The sequence below is a fragment of the Chryseolinea sp. T2 genome (assembly GCF_037203685.1).
Lineage (GTDB): Bacteria > Bacteroidota > Bacteroidia > Cytophagales > Cyclobacteriaceae > Chryseolinea.
Window position 1 is genome coordinate 1 of sequence record NZ_JBBCAU010000011.1, and the last position, 19,517, is coordinate 19,517.

The 19,517-nt window shown below is 48.4% G+C and carries 11 protein-coding genes; 10 read left to right on the plus strand and 1 reads right to left on the minus strand.

Annotation, left to right across the window (positions count from 1 at the left end):
- Positions 1–200 precede the first annotated feature (200 nt).
- A complete protein-coding gene (katG, locus tag WBG78_RS27740; RefSeq protein ID WP_337329787.1) occupies positions 201–2,402 on the minus strand; it encodes a catalase/peroxidase HPI in 2,202 nt (733 codons plus the stop codon).
- A gap of 415 nt (positions 2,403–2,817) precedes the next feature.
- Here katG and WBG78_RS27745 point away from each other — a divergent pair, with 415 nt between their 5' ends.
- From WBG78_RS27745 to WBG78_RS27790, 10 genes are all read left to right on the plus strand, one after another.
- A complete protein-coding gene (locus WBG78_RS27745; RefSeq protein WP_337329788.1) occupies positions 2,818–3,294 on the plus strand; it encodes a group II truncated hemoglobin in 477 nt (158 codons plus the stop codon).
- A 405-nt stretch (positions 3,295–3,699) separates the two neighbouring features.
- On the plus strand, positions 3,700–4,185 hold the full coding sequence (locus WBG78_RS27750; protein ID WP_337329789.1) for a hypothetical protein: 486 nt from the start codon (positions 3,700–3,702) through the stop codon (positions 4,183–4,185).
- Complete coding sequence (locus tag WBG78_RS27755) at positions 4,134–6,095, plus strand: FtsX-like permease family protein (protein WP_337329790.1); 1,962 nt, start codon at positions 4,134–4,136, stop codon at positions 6,093–6,095. The genes WBG78_RS27750 and WBG78_RS27755 overlap by 52 nt, the downstream gene beginning before the upstream one ends.
- 531 nt (positions 6,096–6,626) lie before the next feature.
- Complete coding sequence (locus tag WBG78_RS27760) at positions 6,627–7,553, plus strand: bifunctional helix-turn-helix transcriptional regulator/GNAT family N-acetyltransferase (RefSeq protein WP_337329791.1); 927 nt, start codon at positions 6,627–6,629, stop codon at positions 7,551–7,553.
- A 340-nt stretch (positions 7,554–7,893) separates the two neighbouring features.
- A complete protein-coding gene (locus WBG78_RS27765; RefSeq protein ID WP_337329792.1) occupies positions 7,894–9,678 on the plus strand; it encodes a metallophosphoesterase family protein in 1,785 nt (594 codons plus the stop codon).
- A 48-nt stretch (positions 9,679–9,726) separates the two neighbouring features.
- Complete coding sequence (locus tag WBG78_RS27770; protein ID WP_337329793.1) at positions 9,727–11,997, plus strand: ligand-binding sensor domain-containing protein; 2,271 nt, start codon at positions 9,727–9,729, stop codon at positions 11,995–11,997.
- 316 nt (positions 11,998–12,313) lie between these two features.
- On the plus strand, positions 12,314–14,590 hold the full coding sequence (locus WBG78_RS27775; protein WP_337329794.1) for a hypothetical protein: 2,277 nt from the start codon (positions 12,314–12,316) through the stop codon (positions 14,588–14,590).
- 13 nt (positions 14,591–14,603) lie between these two features.
- The gene (locus WBG78_RS27780) at positions 14,604–15,701 is read left to right on the plus strand and encodes an acyltransferase family protein (protein WP_337329795.1); all 1,098 of its coding nucleotides are present in this window, start codon (positions 14,604–14,606) and stop codon (positions 15,699–15,701) included.
- A complete protein-coding gene (locus tag WBG78_RS27785) occupies positions 15,698–18,316 on the plus strand; it encodes a family 20 glycosylhydrolase (protein WP_337329796.1) in 2,619 nt (872 codons plus the stop codon). The genes WBG78_RS27780 and WBG78_RS27785 overlap by 4 nt, the downstream gene beginning before the upstream one ends.
- A 108-nt stretch (positions 18,317–18,424) precedes the next feature.
- Complete coding sequence (locus WBG78_RS27790) at positions 18,425–19,279, plus strand: ROK family protein (protein ID WP_337329797.1); 855 nt, start codon at positions 18,425–18,427, stop codon at positions 19,277–19,279.
- Positions 19,280–19,517: the final 238 nt, after the last annotated feature.

The window sequence follows — 19,517 nt, forward strand, 5'->3', positions numbered from 1 at the left end:
ACAGGTTCCCCGGCAAAGGAAAAATCCTTAGCTTGTATTGTTTTCATAAGCCTGGAAGATTTATTTAAAATGATATGGTAATTCACTTTAAATATAGTCTCCAGGCTTTCCTTTTTTAAACATACAGGCTCCGGGATCTAAATGAAAGAGCCCGACGTTGGCCGGGCTCTCACTCTCTCATTCATTTATGTTTTAACAGATTACTTAGCCAGATCGTAACGATCCAGGTTCATTACTTTCGCCCAGGCAGCTACGAAGTCTTTTACAAACTTATCTTTTGCATCGGAGCTCGCGTATACTTCGGCGATGGCTCTGAGTTCAGAGTTCGAACCGAATACGAGGTCTGTGCGGGTTGCTGTCCATTTCTTAGCACCACTGGAGCGATCGCTTCCTTCGAACAATATTTTGTGCTCGTGAACCGATTTCCAGGCTGTGCCCATATCCAGAAGGTTAACGAAGAAGTCGTTCGACAATACCCCGGGGCGGCTGGTGAATACACCGTGTTTCGATCCGTCGAAGTTTGTATTCAATACACGCAATCCACCAACAAGGGCAGTAAGTTCAGGTGCAGTGAGTTTCAACAACTGAGCCTTGTCGATCAGTTGCTCTTCAGGAGAAACAGCGCCTACCTTCTTCAGATAGTTACGGAATCCGTCGGCAACTGGCTCGAGGAGAGAGAATGACTCAACATCTGTCTGTTCCTGAGTTGCGTCGCCTCTTCCGGCAGAGAAAGGTACGGTAACGTTCACGCCGCCATCCTTTGCTGCCTTCTCAACACCGGCAGCACCTGCCAGCACGATAAGGTCGGCGAGAGAAATCTTCTTGCCATCCTTTTGAGCGTTGTTGAACTCAGTTTGAATAGCTTCGAGTTTTTCGAGAACCTTAGACAATTGTGAAGGATTGTTTGCTTCCCAATACTTTTGAGGAGAAAGGCGTATACGGGCACCGTTGGCACCACCGCGCTTGTCTGATCCGCGGAATGTCGATGCAGATGCCCATGCTGTAGATACGAGCTGAGATACGCTTAATCCTGACGCAAGAACCTTTGCTTTCAGGGCAGCAACATCAGAATCGTCTACGAGCTTATGATTTACTGCAGGAATAGGATCCTGCCAGATCAATTCTTCTTTCGGAACTTCAGGTCCGAGGTAACGGGCACGAGGACCCATATCGCGGTGGGTAAGCTTGTACCATGCACGGGCGAATGCATCAGCAAACGCGTCAGGATTTTCGAGGAACCGACGTGAGATCTTTTCATAGATCGGATCGAACTTCAACGAGAGATCTGTAGTCAGCATAGTCGGGCGGCGCTTCTTTGAAGAATCGAAAGCATCGGGAATGATTTCTCCGACGCCTTTAGCTACCCACTGATGAGCGCCTGCAGGGCTCTTCGACAATTCCCAATCGAACTTGAAGAGGTTTTCGAAGAAGTTATTGCTCCACTTTGTAGGAGTAGTAGTCCAGGTAACTTCCAGACCGCTGGTGATCGCATGAGCACCTTTTCCTGAGGCAAAGCTGTTGGCCCAGCCCAAACCTTGAGATTCAATTTCAGCAAGTTCAGGATCTGCACCAACGTTTGTAGCAGGAGCAGCGCCGTGAGTCTTACCGAACGAGTGACCGCCGGCAATAAGAGCAACAGTCTCTTCATCGTCCATGGCCATTCTTCCGAATGTTTCGCGAATGTCTTTCGCAGCAGCGATTGGATCAGGATTGCCACCTGGTCCTTCAGGGTTAACATAGATCAATCCCATCTCGATTGCTCCGAGTGGATTCTCGAGCTCACCATTGTTGCGTCGGTCGCCGAGCCATTTTGTTTCGGAACCCCAATACACATCCTGCTCTGGTTCCCATACATCGGGACGTCCGCCGGCGAAACCGAATGTCTTGAATCCCATTGACTCAAGCGCTACGTTACCGGTGAGGATCATGAGGTCGGCCCAGGAGATCTTCTTTCCGTATTTTTGTTTGATAGGCCACAACAATCTGCGCGCCTTATCGAGACTTACGTTGTCAGGCCAGCTGTTGAGTGGAGCAAAGCGTTGCTGTCCGGCACCGGCACCACCGCGACCATCGCCGATACGATAAGTTCCTGCGCTGTGCCACGCCATGCGAATGAAGAGCGGACCGTAGTGTCCGAAGTCTGCAGGCCACCAATCCTGGGAGTCTGTCATTAGGGCGTGAAGATCTTTTTTCAAAGCCTGGTAGTCCAGGCTCTTGAATGCTTCAGCATAGTTGAAGTTCTCATCCATGGGATCAGAGAGCGTTGAATGCTGACGCAGGATGCTCACTTTAAGTTGGTTGGGCCACCAGTCGCGGTTTTGTGTTCCGCCGCCGCCCACATTGTGTTTTTGCATCGCCCCGTGAAAAGGACATTTGCTGATGTCACCAGAATTGTTTTCCATTTGCTGTAGAGTGTTTTCTAAGTGTTCAAAAAACTGTTTTCAAATTACCTGCTTTCGTTTTTAGCGATGCAGGATCCTCTATCGTTTGTTGTTCATGTAGCCAGTCATGAACAAGGCTTATTTGAGGGTTGTCTTTTATTTGATCTGCGAATGTCCGATAACCATCTGGATAGAGCAAATCGATTGACTTTATGGCATTATAGTTAAAATCTATGGTGGGAATTATGAAAGAATTAAGAATTAAGGGCTAAGAATTAAGAATTGGGGGTCCGGCCTGCGGCCGGCGGGAGAGCGCTGCAAATGATGTGAGTCTCAAAAGGTTGGTATATTAGTCTGATTTTGAAAACTATAGACAACTGACCGTTTTATGTTAACGGCCAACGAGAATGTACCATAAATTAATTTTCCTGAGAATATGAGAAATGTTCCTACGTTATACGAATGGGCAGGTGATATGAAGACCTTCGAGGCGCTGTTTGGAAGGTTTTATGATAAAGTGTTAAAGGACGATCTGTTAGGTGAAGTGTTCAGGCACATGTCGCCTCAGCATGTTGAACACGTAGCGCACTTTGTGGCCGAGGTATTCGGCGGACCTAAGTTGTACTCCGGACAGGACGGTGGAAGTCATGCCGAGATGATAGGCAGGCACATCGGCAAAATGCTGACGGAGGAGAAGCGACAACGGTGGGTATACCTGCTTTTGCAGACCGCTGATGAGGTGGGATTGAAAAGTGATCCCGAATTCCGGTCGGCGTTTGTTGGGTATATCGAATGGGGTACCAGGCTGGCAGTAATCAACTCACAACTTATTGAAAATCCATTGAAGGAATCCGAGCCGATGCCGAAGTGGGGATGGGGAGAAACGGGCGGGCCTTATGTGGGGACCGAATAGTAGCCTGTCAAAAGTCCGATGAAGTCTGGACGAGTCCGATTAAAGTCCGATGCCACTCCGATGGAACTCCGATGCGACTCCGATGAAAGTCCGATGGAAGACCGATGGAAGACCGATCCTAGGCCGATGAAGGACTGAAGAAGCGCATGTTACAACAGACAACTTATGCAGTTGTGCACTCTTTATTCTGATCGAACGAACGAAAGGATTTGTTGATGAAATCTGCCTCTTTCAATCAGATGATCGATTCATATCTACACCATGGAAACAAGCGAAGAGAGTTTGTAAAGAGCGAAGAGTGTTTTAATCGATCGCCATCAAACGGAAAGAAACGGCAAACCAGTCTTATTCTTTGCTTTATTTTTGTATGAGCACGGGGCTGATGCGCTGATAACCACAAATGTTATGATCAGGAACTACTTTCTCACCGCCCTTCGACACATACGGAAAAGCAAAGTCAATTTCGCTTTCAAGCTCGGAGGCCTTACGCTTGCGTTGTTCTCGTTTATGGCGATCGCCATCTTTGTGGGCTATCAGCTTTCGTACGACAGGTTTCATGTGGACTATGAGAATGTTTACCGTGTCGCCTGTGAGCGAAAGGATGGAGGCACTGTTGATAAATATGCATTCCTTCCCTTGGGAATTACACCTATGTTATCGCAGCTTCCGGCGGTATCCAAAGCCACCCGCGTTGCCACAGGAAGGCATGCAACTCTTAGAAAAGGCAATCAGGTATTCGATTGTGAAGCGCTCGCTGATGTCGATAGTACCTTCTTTGATGTTTTACTTTTAAGTTTATCAAAGGCGATAAATCGGCGTTGCAAAGACCAAATGCCATCGTGCTCACAAGAGCGATTGCCCTTCGCATGTTTGGTACCGTTGATGTGCTGAATGAGTTAGTCTCTTACAACGGTGAGACCGATATTTTGCAGGTGACTGCAGTTGTGGAAGACACTCCATCCAATTCGCATCTCAACCTGGCAGCATTTAAGCGATTGCGCAGTGAGCGTGACTTCAGCGCAAGGAACATTTCTGATCCGGTGGCCTTCACTGATGAATCGACTTCCTACTATGTAAGACTTCATAAAGGTAGTGCAACGGGTTTTACGAGTCAGGCCAATGCGTTGGTTGAACAGTTTGTGCCACGCGCCGTTCGCGAGGAGTTTGCATTTGCCATTACGCTGCAGCCGCTCGCAGACATTTACCTGAGCAAAGATTATCGGTATGACTCAGCGTCCCATGGCAGCATTGCCTACGTGTATACCTTCTCGGTACTTGCGCTTCTCCTGCTGCTGGTCGCCGCTATAAACTATGTGAATCTATCTATTGCCGACTACTCCGGGCGCGCTACAGAAACAGGTGTTCGCAGGGTGTTGGGTGCGCGGCAGGTTCAGTTGATGTGGCAGGCTTCAATTGAAGCGATTTCATCGGCGGCCCTTTCCTTCATGCTGGCGGTCGTCCTCCTGTATCTGTCGTTTCCCTATATCGCACCGCTGCTGGATGCGGATATGCGCTTCGGGATGATTTTAAATCCGATAACGCTTGGTATTGTTGCTGCCGGATTGATCGGCCTGCTATTTATATCGTGCTGGCTACCCGCACGACATGTAGCCTTTGGACGGGTAGTAAACAGTTTGAAAGGATTGGACCGTAGTTATAATTCTGGCCTGAGCAGAACACTTCTGTTTACTCAGTTTTCTGTTTCTGTCCTCTGCCTGTTTTGCACGCTCGTTGTGGGGAAGCAGATTGCCTTTGTTCATAACAAAGAACTCGGATTTGATCGTCGTGATCTTCTGGTGTTGAGCATGCCCGACGAATTCACGGTAGCCAAGCTTCAAACATTTAAGAATGAGATAAAGAACATCCCGGGTGTTACGGATGTCGCGAATAGCTCATTCCGCATTGGCAACGGTTACTGGAAGGATTGGTATTTTGTAGAGGATGGCAATAGGGTGAAAGAGGTGGAGTTATATGAAGTGTTCTCGGATGATGAGCTGTTTGAAACACTGAAAATTCCCGTGTTACAGGGGCGGACTTTCGATAGCCATATTCCCTCCGACAGTGGCGCGGCCTTCGTGATCAACGAGACGGCTGCACGCCTGCTGGGCTGGGACGATCCTGTAGGCAAACGGATCTACACGCATCCTGAGGAGAAAGGAAAATGGGATGGAACCGTAGTTGGTGTTGTGGCAGTCATAAACATCAGTCCCCTGTATGAAAAGGTTAATCCGCTGGTGATGCGATTGCCGTGGCAGAATGAGTATCCGGATGCATTCATATATGTCCGATACTCAGGAGACCCAACGGCTGTTGCCAAGCAGATTGAAGAGCGGTATAAAGATGTAATGCCCGGGTATCCACTGATGCTGCGATACGTCGATGAACTTTATAACAGCACACACAGAAGTGAGCAACGCGCATTCGATTCGTTGAAGCTCACTACTATTGCCATCGTGCTGGTGGCATTGCTGGGGATCTTTTCGATGGCTGCCTACATGTCGACCCGACGGATGAAAGAGTTTGGTATACGAAAGGTACTGGGTGCGTCGGGCAAACAGATTGCGCGTTTGAATCTGCAGTTCTTTTTGCGGATAGCGTTGCTGGCGAATGTGGTGGTATTGCCAATCGCGTATTGGCTCACAACGGAGTGGCTATCTACTTTTGCCTATCGGACGACTATCACGATCGTACCCTTTTTGGCTGTTGGCGGGATATCAGTAGTTCTTGTTCTTATTTCGGGAGGATACAGCGCTGTGAGATCGGGGAATATGAATCCGGTCGATGTGATTAAGGCGCAGTAGGGTTGACGTCCGAGTTGAATTTGTGTCAGATCGCGTAGGGATCGTCGATCAATAATATGGAATGTATTTCAGATCCCGTAGGGATCATCGATCAATAGAATGGAACGTATTTCAGATCCGTAGGGATCATTGATCAATAGAATGGACGTATTTCAGATCCGTAGGGATCATTGATCAATAGAATGGACGTATTTCAGATCCCGTAGGGATCATCGATCAATAGAAAACGATCATTTAAATGAGCAACTCGTGCGATCTGCAATCGTTCTATGAAACACACACCTTCATCGCACGAAATGCACGAACGAATTAATGTCTGCATTTCGTGTCGAATTGAATTTTGCGTTCTACAATCGGCGAATCTTCGACACGCGGCATGCAGATCATCGCATTTTTTTTCTATTGATCAATGATCCCTACGGGATCCGAAATACATTTCATTTTATCAATCGATGACAGCCTACGGGATCCGAAATACGGGACCAGAACGGCAATGGTTGCTTTTGTCAACTAATTTCATAATTTAGTTGCATGAAACAGCACATACAGGCCATCCGTTCATTCAACCGTTTTTATACCCGCCACCTGGGTCTGCTTAATGACCGCCTGCTCGACAGCAACTATTCACTTGCCGAAGCGCGGATTCTTTTCGAGATAGGAACGCGGCAGCCGATCAGGATGAGTGAACTTTCTGAACTGCTTGGAATTGATAAAGGCTATCTCAGTCGCGTGATCACTGGCTTTGTGAAAAGTGGGGTGGTGCTGAGGCGAACTTCGAAGGATGACAAGCGTTCATCGAATCTGAGTCTTACGAAGAAGGGTGAACAAAAACTCGCATCGCTGCAACTTCAGTCCGATCAGCAAGTCGCCGGCTTTACATCGCGGCTGTCGCGGGAAGAGTTGGAGTCGATGGTGAACTCCATGAATGAGATCAGTCTCATGCTTGATGAAGGCTATGACAAGAAGAAACTTGCGGCAGCAGTTACCTATCGCGACAAGTTGCAGCCCGGTGATCTTGGTTATATGACCTACATGCATGGTAAGTACTATGCGCAGGATGAGGGATATTCGATGGAGTTTGAGGGATATGTAGCTAAAACCTTTTTCGAGTTCGTCGGGCGATATGACGAGAAGAACGATAAGGTCTGGCTGGCGGAATATCAGGGAGAGATCGTCGCCAGCATTGCCATTCTCAGACGTTCGCAGAAAGAGGCCCAACTCCGTTGGTTCCTTGTCAATCCCATGTTCAGAGGTACCGGCGTCGGAAGTCGTTTGTTTGATATGGCGTTGTCTTATTGCCGCTCGCGGTTCAAAAGTGTTTATCTGATGACCGCCGATACGCAACAGCAGGCGATAGCGATGTATAAACGTGCGGGCTTCACGCTAACAAGTTCGGTGGATACGAATCAGTGGGGCATGCGTCTCAAAGAAGAGCGATATGATCTGATTATTTCCTGAAGGTTATTTCATCCAATTGTTACGTCGATCAGATAGTCGGGGGCACGGGTTGGTCAGAGACTTATCAGAGACTTACCAGAGATAAGACTTTGACTCAGAGCTCAGGTTGTTACTTGCTTTTGACTGCAGTACTAAGACGTTACAAATGACATCGTATCAATTCTGTCAGCGTAGTCAGACAAGTGACGGGAGCTTCGACTGTCCGAATTTTATGTTCATTAAAAACAAACGATAGTGTCGCATTAAGACCGGAACTACCCGCAGACAAATGCGCAATTCGCCGCTTTGTTTGCGTAAAACAGCGGGACCTCATTGCCCATTAAAGGTAGATTTGTTCTTAATGAGAACACCCCTGTTGCTGATGGCCGCTGCTGCCATCCTGCTTGGATCCTGCAAGAGATCGGAGCCTGAAGTCACTTCTGTTAATGGAACCGTGGCAACGGTTTTAGATAGCGTGATGACACGCTTGTATGCGAAGATCTCTCCCGAACAGTTCGCCTCCGTAAACGACTCATTTATGATGTCTTTCCTTACGGACCAGGAGAAGCAGGTCCTGGCGACGCGTTATCAGTATTTTAACGTTAATGTACCGGTCACCGTGTCGCTGATGCGCGATCAGGCGCAGGCACATGTTCCTTTCTGGCTTGAGCCGTCGGGATTCAAAAAGACCGACATGCTTGTGAAGAATGAAGAGTATACGTATGAAGTTTGGCAGAAGGACTTCGACAAAGGACTCGTGGAATTGGGTGTAAACGGATTCGACAAGCATCGACCTGTTTACTTTGTCTCTGTGGCACCAAAGGACAAGGGGGCATCTTTAAGTGTGACTGGTATTTATCCATCGATTTATAATTCAGATACACTTCGGGTTGGTGCATTCACCTATCATGACTGGTCGGGTTTGGAATTGACGGAAGTGCCGGAGGCGCTGCAGGGCCAGTTATATTTTACAACGGTACGTGGAAGGGCGCGCGAGGCGCATGTGATCGATGCATTCAGGGCAACGCCTCATCCATCGTCGGAGAAGCCCGATGAGATCTTGTTGACCTGGTCGGAGTCGCCGAAGACAAGCATTAACGTTCAATGGCGAAATGCCGGGAACGTAAATGAAGGTTTCGTACGATACTGGAAGAAGGGTTCGAAGGACACGACACGCGTTGATGCCAGTAAACTTTCTCTGGACGATCGCCTGCTTTACAATGATCGTTATGTGAACCGGTTCACGGCAGCGTTAAAAGGTCTTAATCCGGGAACAAACTATCAATATCAGGCAGGTGCGGGTAGCCCTGCAGTTTGGTCTGATGTTGCTTCCTTCACAACTGAGCCAGAAGGGCTGAAGCCATTTTCGTTCGTATGGTTTGGTGATACACATTATTTCCCTGATTCAGGTAAGATCGTCACGCGCGCCATGCGCGAAAACCCCGACGCCGCCTTTTATTCAGTTGCCGGTGATAATGTGAGCACCGGTTTGTATCGCGATGAATGGGACCGTTATTTCTATCGCTCGGGAGTTGCCTTTGCCAATAAGCCCCTGATGCCTACGCCTGGAAATCACGATCGTCAGGACGGATTGGGTGCTAAGCTTTATACCGATCTGTTTGCTCTGCCCGTGAACAATCCCGATGGAGTTGATCCTGAGCTGTCATATTACTTTGAATACGGTGATGCATTGTTTATCATGATCGACGCCACTTCCGATGTGGATGATCATACGCCCTGGATCGACAAGGTCCTGTCTGGCACTAAGGCGAAATGGAAGTTTGTGATGTTTCACTTCCCTCCCTATAATTTTGAGGAGCCCTATTTAGACATCCAAAAGGAGTGGGTACCATTGTTTGATAAGTATCATGTTGACATGGTGATGGGAGGACATATTCATTATTACATGCGTTCGAAACCTATGAATGCCGGCAAAGTGGTCGATGACTATTCGAAGGGAACGGCGTATGCGATCTCGATCAGCATCCCGAGCAAACATGAGCATCTCGGTCCGGAGCCATACGCAGTGAAGCAGTATCCCGAGGGTTATTTTTATCAGCGCGTGGAAATTGGACCAAATGAGATGAGGTATAAGGCAGTTGATTCGGAGGGAGTAGTGAGGGATCAGTTTGCAATCAAAAAGTAGTTCGCTAATAAACGCTCACCATAAATCACCCACCCTAAACCTAGCACCATGAAGCGATCGATGCTTACACCATTGGCTTTTGTCGTTGCCTTCGGGTCGGCAATGACGTCCTGCCAAAAACCAAAGGGCCAGGTTCAAAAACAACTGGCGGCCGCATCGGCTGATACTGTTTATCGGGATACTGCATTCTGGCAACTGACTCATGATGCACATCCCGTGGTAAAGGGTAAGGAAACACTTCCCGTTCGGGCAGTGTGCGTTGCAAATGATGGTGCAGTGTGGATATCGACGGCGGCTGGCATTTTTGTGAAACATCCAAACTCGCGGGAGTGGAAGGATGGCATTCCAACAACTGAGCAGGGTCCGTCGTTTGCGATCGTTAAAGCAGCTGACGGTGCTTTGTGGATGTCGAACTGGAACAAGGTTTACAGATTAAGTGAAGGTAGGTTGCAGGCAATCGAAGGAATGACTTCGCCAGTGGGCTCACTCGCCCCCGCAAATGAAGGAGTGTACGCCCTGGGACCAAAAGGGGCGTGGCTGATAAAGGGAGAGCCCCCAACACCGCTTAGCTATACCGTTGCAAGGTCCGTGCGGGCCTCGATGAGCGATGGAAAGGGCGGCTTATGGGTTGGAAGTGATGTAGGTATTTATCATGGTGAGGGTGATTCCGTGATGCATACTAACGACACAACGGACCTGATAAGCGCGTACGTGAGAGGTATAGCAACCGATAGTGATGGAAACATTTGGTTCGGTGGTCTCGGTGGAGTGAGCATCCGGACGTCCTCCGGGAAGACGATCAAGATGAGACCCGCAAATGGTTTACCTTCCATACAGGTTAATTGCGTCGAGCAGGCGCCCGATGGGAGCATGTGGATCGGGACGGATGTGGGCGTAGTCCGTTATACAGGATTTAAGAAACATTCTTTGTTGTTTAGCCGCCGCTGGCTGTTGAATGATCGGGTCACTGACATCTCGTTTGCAAAAGATGGTACCGCCTGGATTGCCACCGATGGTGGAGTGAGTGCCATCCATCGCAAGCGAATGACTTTGGCGTCGAAGGAAACTTATTTCTATGATGTGTTGATGCGTCGTCACATCCGCGAGCCATGGATTGCAGGTCAGTGCAAGCTTCCAATTGCCGGCGACACCACGCGTTGGGAAGGTGACGATGACGACAACGACGGAGAATATACCAGCAACTACCTGGCGATGGAGTCGTTTCGGTTTGCTGCAACCAAAGACGAGGATGCAAAGGCAAAAGCAAAGAAGGCCTTCGAGTTTTTGAAGAAGCTCCAGGAAGTGACCGAGACCGACGGATTCTTTGCCCGCACCATAGTGCCTGCCAGCTGGACGGCTATCGATGATGGTAACCGAACCTACACGGCGCGCGAACTTGCCGATGAACTGGTGAAAGAGCCACGCTTCAAACCCGTTGAAGTGCGCTGGAGAAAATCGAAGGATGGCAAGTGGTTGTGGAAAGGTGATACGAGCAGTGACGAGATTTGTGGTCATATGATGGGCTACTTCTTTTATCACGAACTCGTTGCCGATGAGAATGAGAAGAAAGTGATCGCCGCCCATGTGAAACGCATCGTCGATCATCTGATGCGGAACAATTACACATTGACAGATACAGACGGCACTCACACTCGTTGGGGTGTCTGGTCGCCGGACCGGCTGAATCACGATCCCGAGTGGGAACCGGATCGCAGTCTTAATTCTATGGAGCTGCTGGCATTTCTGAAACTTGCATATCATGTAACGCATGAAGATAAGTATCAGAACGAGTATCTGCGCCTTATTAAGGAAGAGCATTACCTCGACAACATGTCGAACGTACCACGACAGAATCCGGGATGGTTTATCTACTTCGATGTTATCCTCGCTGCTTACCAGTATCCTATATTGCTAAAATGTGAGAAGGACCCCGAGTTGCTTAAGTTCTATGAGAAGCACGCGGATGATTGGATCGAACGCAGAAAGAATGACGCTAATCCACTCATCAATTTTATCTACTCCTATTCACGCGGTAAAAAGGCGGAACTCAGTCGTTCAGTCGATTTTCTTATAGACACACCGTTGGATCTCATTGACTGGAAGATCGATCATGAAAAACGCGAAGACATTCAGCTCGTGCGCACTCCGATACTGGATGAGGTTCAGGTGAGTGAGTTGCCGCCAGCTAGTATTCGCGCGACGGTGCGCTGGGACAAGAACCCGTGGTCGCTAAACAATGGAAATCCGAACATGGAGCGAGAGCCCGTGTTCTGGCTCCTTCCGTATTGGATGGGAAGATATCTGACGATGATCGAGTAGCTCAAGATCAGTAGCTTAAAAATATCATGTAGCCTAAAATGATTGAGCTTAAGACGAGTTGCTTGGAAAGATCTGGTAGCTCAGGCAGGCCTGGTAGCATAAGCAGATCAGAAGCTAGGAAACATCGCAGATCGCAATTCAAGTTTGAACGGCTTCCTTTGCGCAAAGGATCACCTCATTGACGTAAAAGCACCTCTTTGCGAAGGAGATATTGGTGTACTTGCATATACCAATATTGTTTCCTTTCCATATGAGAGTATTCGTTCGAAACATGAGCCCAATCGCGCATCAAATTAAACGCATCGATTGGGTATGCATGGACAAGTGTCGGGGCCGTTTCCAACAACTTCTTAAAGGCGCGTTGCCATTATTATTACTGACTGTATTATTGCAATCCTGTTCACAGGAGAAGCAACAGGCGCAACCTGTTTACCACGATGTCGCGTTTAAGCAGGACTTCAGCATCAAATATGACCTCGTGGATACAACTGCTCGTCTTCGGAGAGTTGTTTCCGATCGCAATGGAGTGGTACAGGTAGTGTCATCAAAAGGTTTGTTCAAGCTTTATGCTGGTGAATTTCTTTATCCCGGTTCGCTCGTAGCTGACCGCACCTATCGCCCAATAGCAGACAAGAAAATAAGCGGACTTGATCTTTATCGAGACCAGTTTGTTTACGTCGACGACAAGTCAGTTCTGGCAAATGCATGGGCAGGCAGGTTGTTCGCCCGTCATACAATGCCTGGCGCCAATGTACTGCGTGGAGGACGTTCATTTGATTTCCTCATCACTGATGGAAAGAAGCTGCAGTATGTGAGCGATTCAACGATCGCCTGGCAGGGTGAAGCGGGCCGTGAAGTAACCGATATGGTTTTCGATTCCACGCGCAATGTATTCTGGATACTGGGCAAGACGGGTATTGAGACTTTTGATGTAGAGAAGAGGGCGATCAGTCCCGCGATTGCCGGTGAAAACTTTACCTGTCTTGCGCTGATGCAGGGAGGTGCTAATCTTGTTGTCGGAACTTCCGAAGGCTATACTGTTTACGATGCCGGTAGCAAGGAAGCAAAAGGAGGAATGCGTACTAAACTGCCCTGGACCGAGATCACAACGGTAGAGCTAATCGGTGATCAACTGTGGTTTGGTACCACGCGCGGCGCATTCAAGGTTAATGTTAATGAACAAGCTGGTGATCATGCCGTTTACTATGCGTCGAAACGCTGGTTGCCCTCTGATAATGTTATCGACATTGCCGAAGGCCCTGATCATTCTGTACTGGTGCTCACCACAAAAGGACTCGCGAAGATCGTGTTCAAAGACATGACCCTTCACGACAAGGCGATGTATTTCGAGGAACAGGTGAGAGCGAGACACATCCGTCACGGATTTAATGCAACGATGGGATACATGACCGACGGAAGTCTTGCTACCGGTTCTCTCGAGGATTCAGATAACGACGGACTTTGGACAACCATGTATTTTGGAGCCGAGGTATTTCGCTATGCCGTTACGCATGACCAGGATGCGCTGCTAAACATTCGCGAATGCATGGAGGCAATGGAGCGCTTGTACGAGATCAATAAAGTAAAAGGCTTTCCTTCAAGATCATTTGAACGCAGAGGCTACAAGTACGACGACAAACCCTGGAGACGTGCCACTCATCCTGAATGGGACTGGAAATCTACCACGAGCAGCGACGAGGCCATCGGACATATCTTTGCTTTTGGTGCTGCAGCGGAATTGCTGGATGATGCTGACCTGAAGCAACGTTCGATCGTTCTGATAGACTCATTGATGCAGCACGTACTCGACAATAACATGTATCTCGTTGACTGGAACGGACAGCCAACACTCTGGGGTAAATGGAATCCTGAATACGTAAACGCACGACCAGAAAACGTCGGTGACAGGAAGATCAATGCTTCGAACATAACGGCCATGTTGCAAACGGCCTATCATTTCACGAAGAAGGAAGAATACAAACAAAAGGCATTCGAACTTTTCGAGAAGAACGGATATTATAAAAACCTTATGCGTCCAATGGCACAGGTTGGCAAAGCTCCTGACAATGCTGATGACTGGAGCAAGATGCTTTCTGAATCATGGAACCACTCGGATGATGAAATGTACTTTGTAGGTTACTGGGGATTGTATCGCTATGCATTTAATGATACGTTAAAAGCACGGTTCAAAGAGGCGATCATCGACCACTGGCAGATTGAACGTCCCGAAAAGGAAGGGGCCTGGAACATTTTTACAGCGCTTACCGGAACGCGCGAGTTTGATTTAAATGAAGCAGCGTGGTATCTGCGCGAACATCCAATGGATCTGATTCATTGGAGAATTGAAAACAGTCATCGCAAGGATATTGAAATGATGGAGCCGAATTTCAGGAATCAGTTGACGAAAGAAGTGCTGCCGCCGGATGAGTTGCCCATCAATCGTCACAACGCAAACCGCTTTCAGCTCGACGGAGGAGATAATGGCCAATCGGAATATAGCGCAGGCGATATCTGGCTGTTGCCATACTGGATGGGACGCTATCTGAATGTGATCAGTGCGCCTCAGGCCAAAGCAGGAGCTGCTAAAATGTGATCTGACTACGGCAATGACTATACAACAGGGAAATCGGCTCGTCTTCCTCGACGCTATGAGAGGCTTCACGATCGCGGCGATGATCCTTGTGAACTTTCCGGGAAATGAGGAGCACGTATTCGCGCCACTTCATCATACCATCTGGAATGGTCTTACGCCTACTGATTTAATTGCTCCCTTCTTCCTGTTCATCGTAGGGATTTCCATCGTGCTGTCGTATGGGAAGAAGCGTGATGAGGCGAACAAGAGCGAACTTTACTGGAAGATTGTTTGGCGTGCGCTGAAAATCTTTGCGCTGGGGATCTTTCTCAACCTGCTACCTGATTTCAATTTCCCGGATCTCCGCTACACAGGCACATTGCCGCGTATTGCGCTGGTGTTCCTGCCGTGCGCTTTGCTGTTTCTGAATACAACCTTTCGTCAACAATTGTGGATTGGAATCGGGATCCTTGTAGCCTACTGGCTGGCGATGACACTGATACCAACGCCAGGGGTAGGCGCGGTAGTGCTGGAGCCCGGCGTAAATCTTGCCGCGTGGATCGACTCGAAATATCTGCCAGGGAAGATGTGGCAGGGCACCTGGGATCCTGAAGGAATATTGAGCACGTTCCCTTCCATCGTGTCGGGCATTTCAGGACTGCTTGCCGGACATTTGCTGATCAGCAAGCGATCGCCGGCCGATAAAGTGATCTACCTTATGATAGCTGGGCTTGTATCATCAGGTGCCGGTTACGTGTGGGGTTTAACGTTCCCTGTGAATGAAAACCTCTGGACGAGTTCATTTGTTCTCGTGACTTCGGGCTTTGCAGCATTGATTTTGGGCGCTGCTTACTACGTGATGGATATACGCGGCTTTAAGCAGGGGACGTTCCCCGGAATTGTATTCGGAGCGAACGCCATCAGCACATACGTGCTGGCCGACCTGCTGGCATTGATCTTCTACGTGTTCCCCTGGGGCACAGCCACACTGAATATACACGTCACAGACTGGATGACGTCAATAGGACTTTCTCCAAAGTTATCGAGCTGTTTGTATGCAATGTTGTTTGTCTGCATTAACTTCATTCCGGCCTATATACTGTATCGAAAGAAGATCTTCATCAAAGTATGAAATTCAAATCAAGCATTGCCCGGACATTGTGTTTTGTCGCGATAGTAGTCGTGGTAATCGGATGTAAAAAGCAAACGACGACGTTTCCCGCAGACAAGATAGCGGTGAAGTGGGAACTGGTCACCAACTTCACCGACAGCACTGATGTATTTAATGCTAAGTTCGTTCTTACGAACAACGGAGAGCAGACGCTTGAGTCGAACTGGAACCTGTTCTTCAGCATGGCGCCGCGGCCAATCCTTCAAAACAAAGAGCCACAGGCAGCTATCGTTCACCATATCAATGGAGACTGGTACAAGCTTACGCCCGGTGAGAAGTTTGTACTGGAGCCTGGTAAAACAGTTGAGATTACCTACAGAGGAACAGAGGCGGTGATCAAGAATACGGACCGTCCCCTGGGACTGTATTTCGTTTTCTATGACGGAGAAAAGGAGAAACAAATCACAGAAGTATCTGACTATACGTTGATACCTTTTTCTCAGGCTACTCAGGTTAACCGGCGCGACGACGATCAGACTCCCATCCCGACACCGGATTGGCTATACGCAGATTATAAATCCGTGCGGGCGGTCTCAGACGATAAGATATCACCTGTGATACCTACGCCGGCCAAAGTAAAAAAGGGAACAGGCTATTTTGAAATCAATGACGCGTCAACGCTTTCGTTCGATTCAGCATTTGCCAGAGAGGCTGAGTTTCTGCAGGCACGGATCGCAGAGGCGATGGGCGCACCCATGGATGTTGCTGAAATGCGGGGAACTTCAAACCAACTGCTGTTGCGTGTAGACAAAACGTTAGTCGAATCGCCAGAGGCATATCGGCTTACGATCACCCCCCGCCAGATTGTTATTGAGGCAGGCCAGGCGGCCGGTGCATTTTATGGTATCCAGAGTCTGCGGATGATGTTTCCCATCGACGTTCTTAAGAACCAGGCATCTACCATTCGCATACCCGCTATGGTTATCGAGGATTCACCACGATTTGGATTCAGAAGCGTACACGTGGACGTGAGCAGGAATTTTCAGACGAAGGAATCCATTAAGAGAATGCTCGACCTCTTCTCGTTATACAAGATCAACCGCTTCCTGTTGTACACGACAGAAGATGAAGGCTGGCGTGTTGCCATCGACGGACTTCCGGAATTGACCGAGGTCGGTGCCCGCAGGCAGCATACTAAGTCGTACGGCGATGCAGTATTGCATCCGGCATATGGTTCAGGTCCTTTCGCAGGAAAAGAAGGTACGTATGGTCAGGGTCATTATACGCGTGAAGATTTTATTGAGATCCTTAAGTATGCACAGGCGCGCCATATCAAAGTGATTCCTGAATTGAATTTCCCGGGCCATGCAAGGGCAGCTATTAAGGCAATGGAAGCACGTTATCAGCGATTGATGAAGGAGGGAAAGAAAGAAGAAGCTGAAGAGTATCGTCTGCTCGATCCGGAGGATAAGTCGGTTTATCTGTCCGCGCAGGGATACAAAGACAATGTTGTTTGTGTCGCACGTGAGTCGTCCTTCCATTTTTATGAAAAGGTGGTTGATGAGTTCATTATAATGTATAAGGAAGCAGGGTTGACTCTTGATGAGTTTCATACCGGTGGCGACGAAGTACCCGAAGGTGCATGGACTCAATCTCCGATGGCAGCTGCGCTGTTGAAAGAGCATCCCGAAGTTGGCGATCCGAAGAATCTGCAGATGTGGTTCTTTAAAGAACTCGTGAAGCGCCTGAAGTCAAAGAACCTGGAACTGCATGGCTGGGAAGAAGTAGCGCTGGTTAAAGGAAAGGATGGAAAGTATCATCCAAACAACGAACTGGCTAGTGAACGCATCGTTCCTTATATCTGGAACAATCTTTTCGATCCCGAGTTGAGCTATCGCCTGGCCAATGCAGGATTTAAGATCGTTCTCTGCAATGTGTCGAACTTTTATTTCGATCTCGCCTACGACAAGGATCCGAATGAGCCGGGATTGTACTGGGCCGGATTTGTTAATGAAAAGAATGCCTGGAGCTTTGCTCCGTACGATCTTGCCAAGACAACAACGCACGATGCCATGGGCAGACCACTGAACCTCGTTTATAAGTCATCCGGAGGAAATCAGAAGGAGGTTGTGATAGAACCATTGAAGGAAGATTCAAAGAGAAACATTCTGGGAGTTGAAGCGCAGTTGTGGAGTGAGACTGTAAAGGGACGTGAGATGATGGAGTATTATGTATTGCCCAAGCTCATTGGTTTTTCTGAAAGCGCGTGGTCAAAGCCGCGTCCCTGGGAAACAATTGAATCAAAAGAGCAGCGCGATAAGTCGATGCAGGAAGGCTGGAATTCATTTGCTACTGCACTCGGAACACGCGAACTGCCGAGAATGGGATACCTTAATGAGGGTTATAATTATCGTGTTCCCGTTCCAGGGGCAATCATTGATAAAGGAGTGTTGAAAGCAAACACCGCATATCCTGGTCTTGAAATTCGTTATACGCTTGACGGATCTGAACCGACGCGTGAGTCCTTACTATATAAGCAGGACGTTCCCGTAACCACAGGCGTGACGTTGCGATGTTTCGATGCTGCCGGCAAGGGCAGCCGAAGCATTAAGCTCGCCGGACCGAGTGTCGAATAGCGCAATTCTTCCTTGCGCAAATTGAAACTTTATTGACGCAAATGGGACTGTAATCCGGCAGCATGTTACGATAGCTTTGGTATATCACATTAACAACTGCCGTTGACCATGTTTGTTGGAGTTGATTTGGGAGGTACAAATGTCAGAGCCGCCATTGAAGTTGACGGTGTCATTCATTCACCCAGAAGGAATGCATTTAACACCACGGGTTCACTGGAAGATACCCTTCGCGAGCTGATCGACTTTATCCGACCGTCTGTGCAAAGAGGAGTCAATGGCATTGGCATCGGAGTACCTTCTGTTGTAGATGTTGAAGAGGGCATTGTGTACAATGTCATGAACATTCCTTCATGGGAGCGCGTTCCGCTGAAGCGTATTCTCGAAGATGCATTCTCCGTTCCGGTTCGCGTGAATAATGATGTCAACTGCTTCGTGCTGGGTGAACATCGCTTCGGCGTATTGAAGGGATTTCGCAACGTGGTGGGTATGGCATGCGGTACGGGCCTTGGGCTTGGAGTTATTATTAACGATGCATTATATGTAGGTAACAATTGTGGAGCGGGTGAGATTGGCTTATTGCCTTACCTCGGGCACACTCTTGAATACTATGCAAGTGGCAATTTCTTTCCCGCGTTTCATGGTATGAGCGCTGTCGAGGCGCATGAGCGTGCAAAAGATGACGATCCGATTGCATTGGAGGCGTGGTCGCAGTTCGGGGAGCATTTTGCGCAGGCTATCAAGAACGTGGTACTCACATTTGATCCGGAGGCGGTGGTGTTGGGAGGATCAGTGTCGAAGGCCTATCCCTTCTTTGTTGATAGCATGAAATCGGCTTTGCTCGACTTTCCTTTCGGAGAGTCAATGAAACGATTGAAGATATTCAGATCGCAGAATGAGAATGCGGCATTGCTTGGAGCGGCAGCGCTGTTGCGGGGAAAAAATGGCGAACGTGCGATCGCTTAATAACTAAGTTTCAAGCCAGTGTTAAGCCTTGTTTGCGGATGAGAAGCAAGTTGTTACCGCAACATTAAGCCTTTTAAATCTGCGCAAACGTTGTAATGGTTAACGCAATAAGCGCTTAGTGCTGTTTGTTGAATAACGACCTTTAGATAGTAGTATCCGATATTCCATCATAAGGTGTTTAAACGCCCTCATAGAACGCCGGATCTGTAACCCCAGAACCCTTAAACATTAACCAATA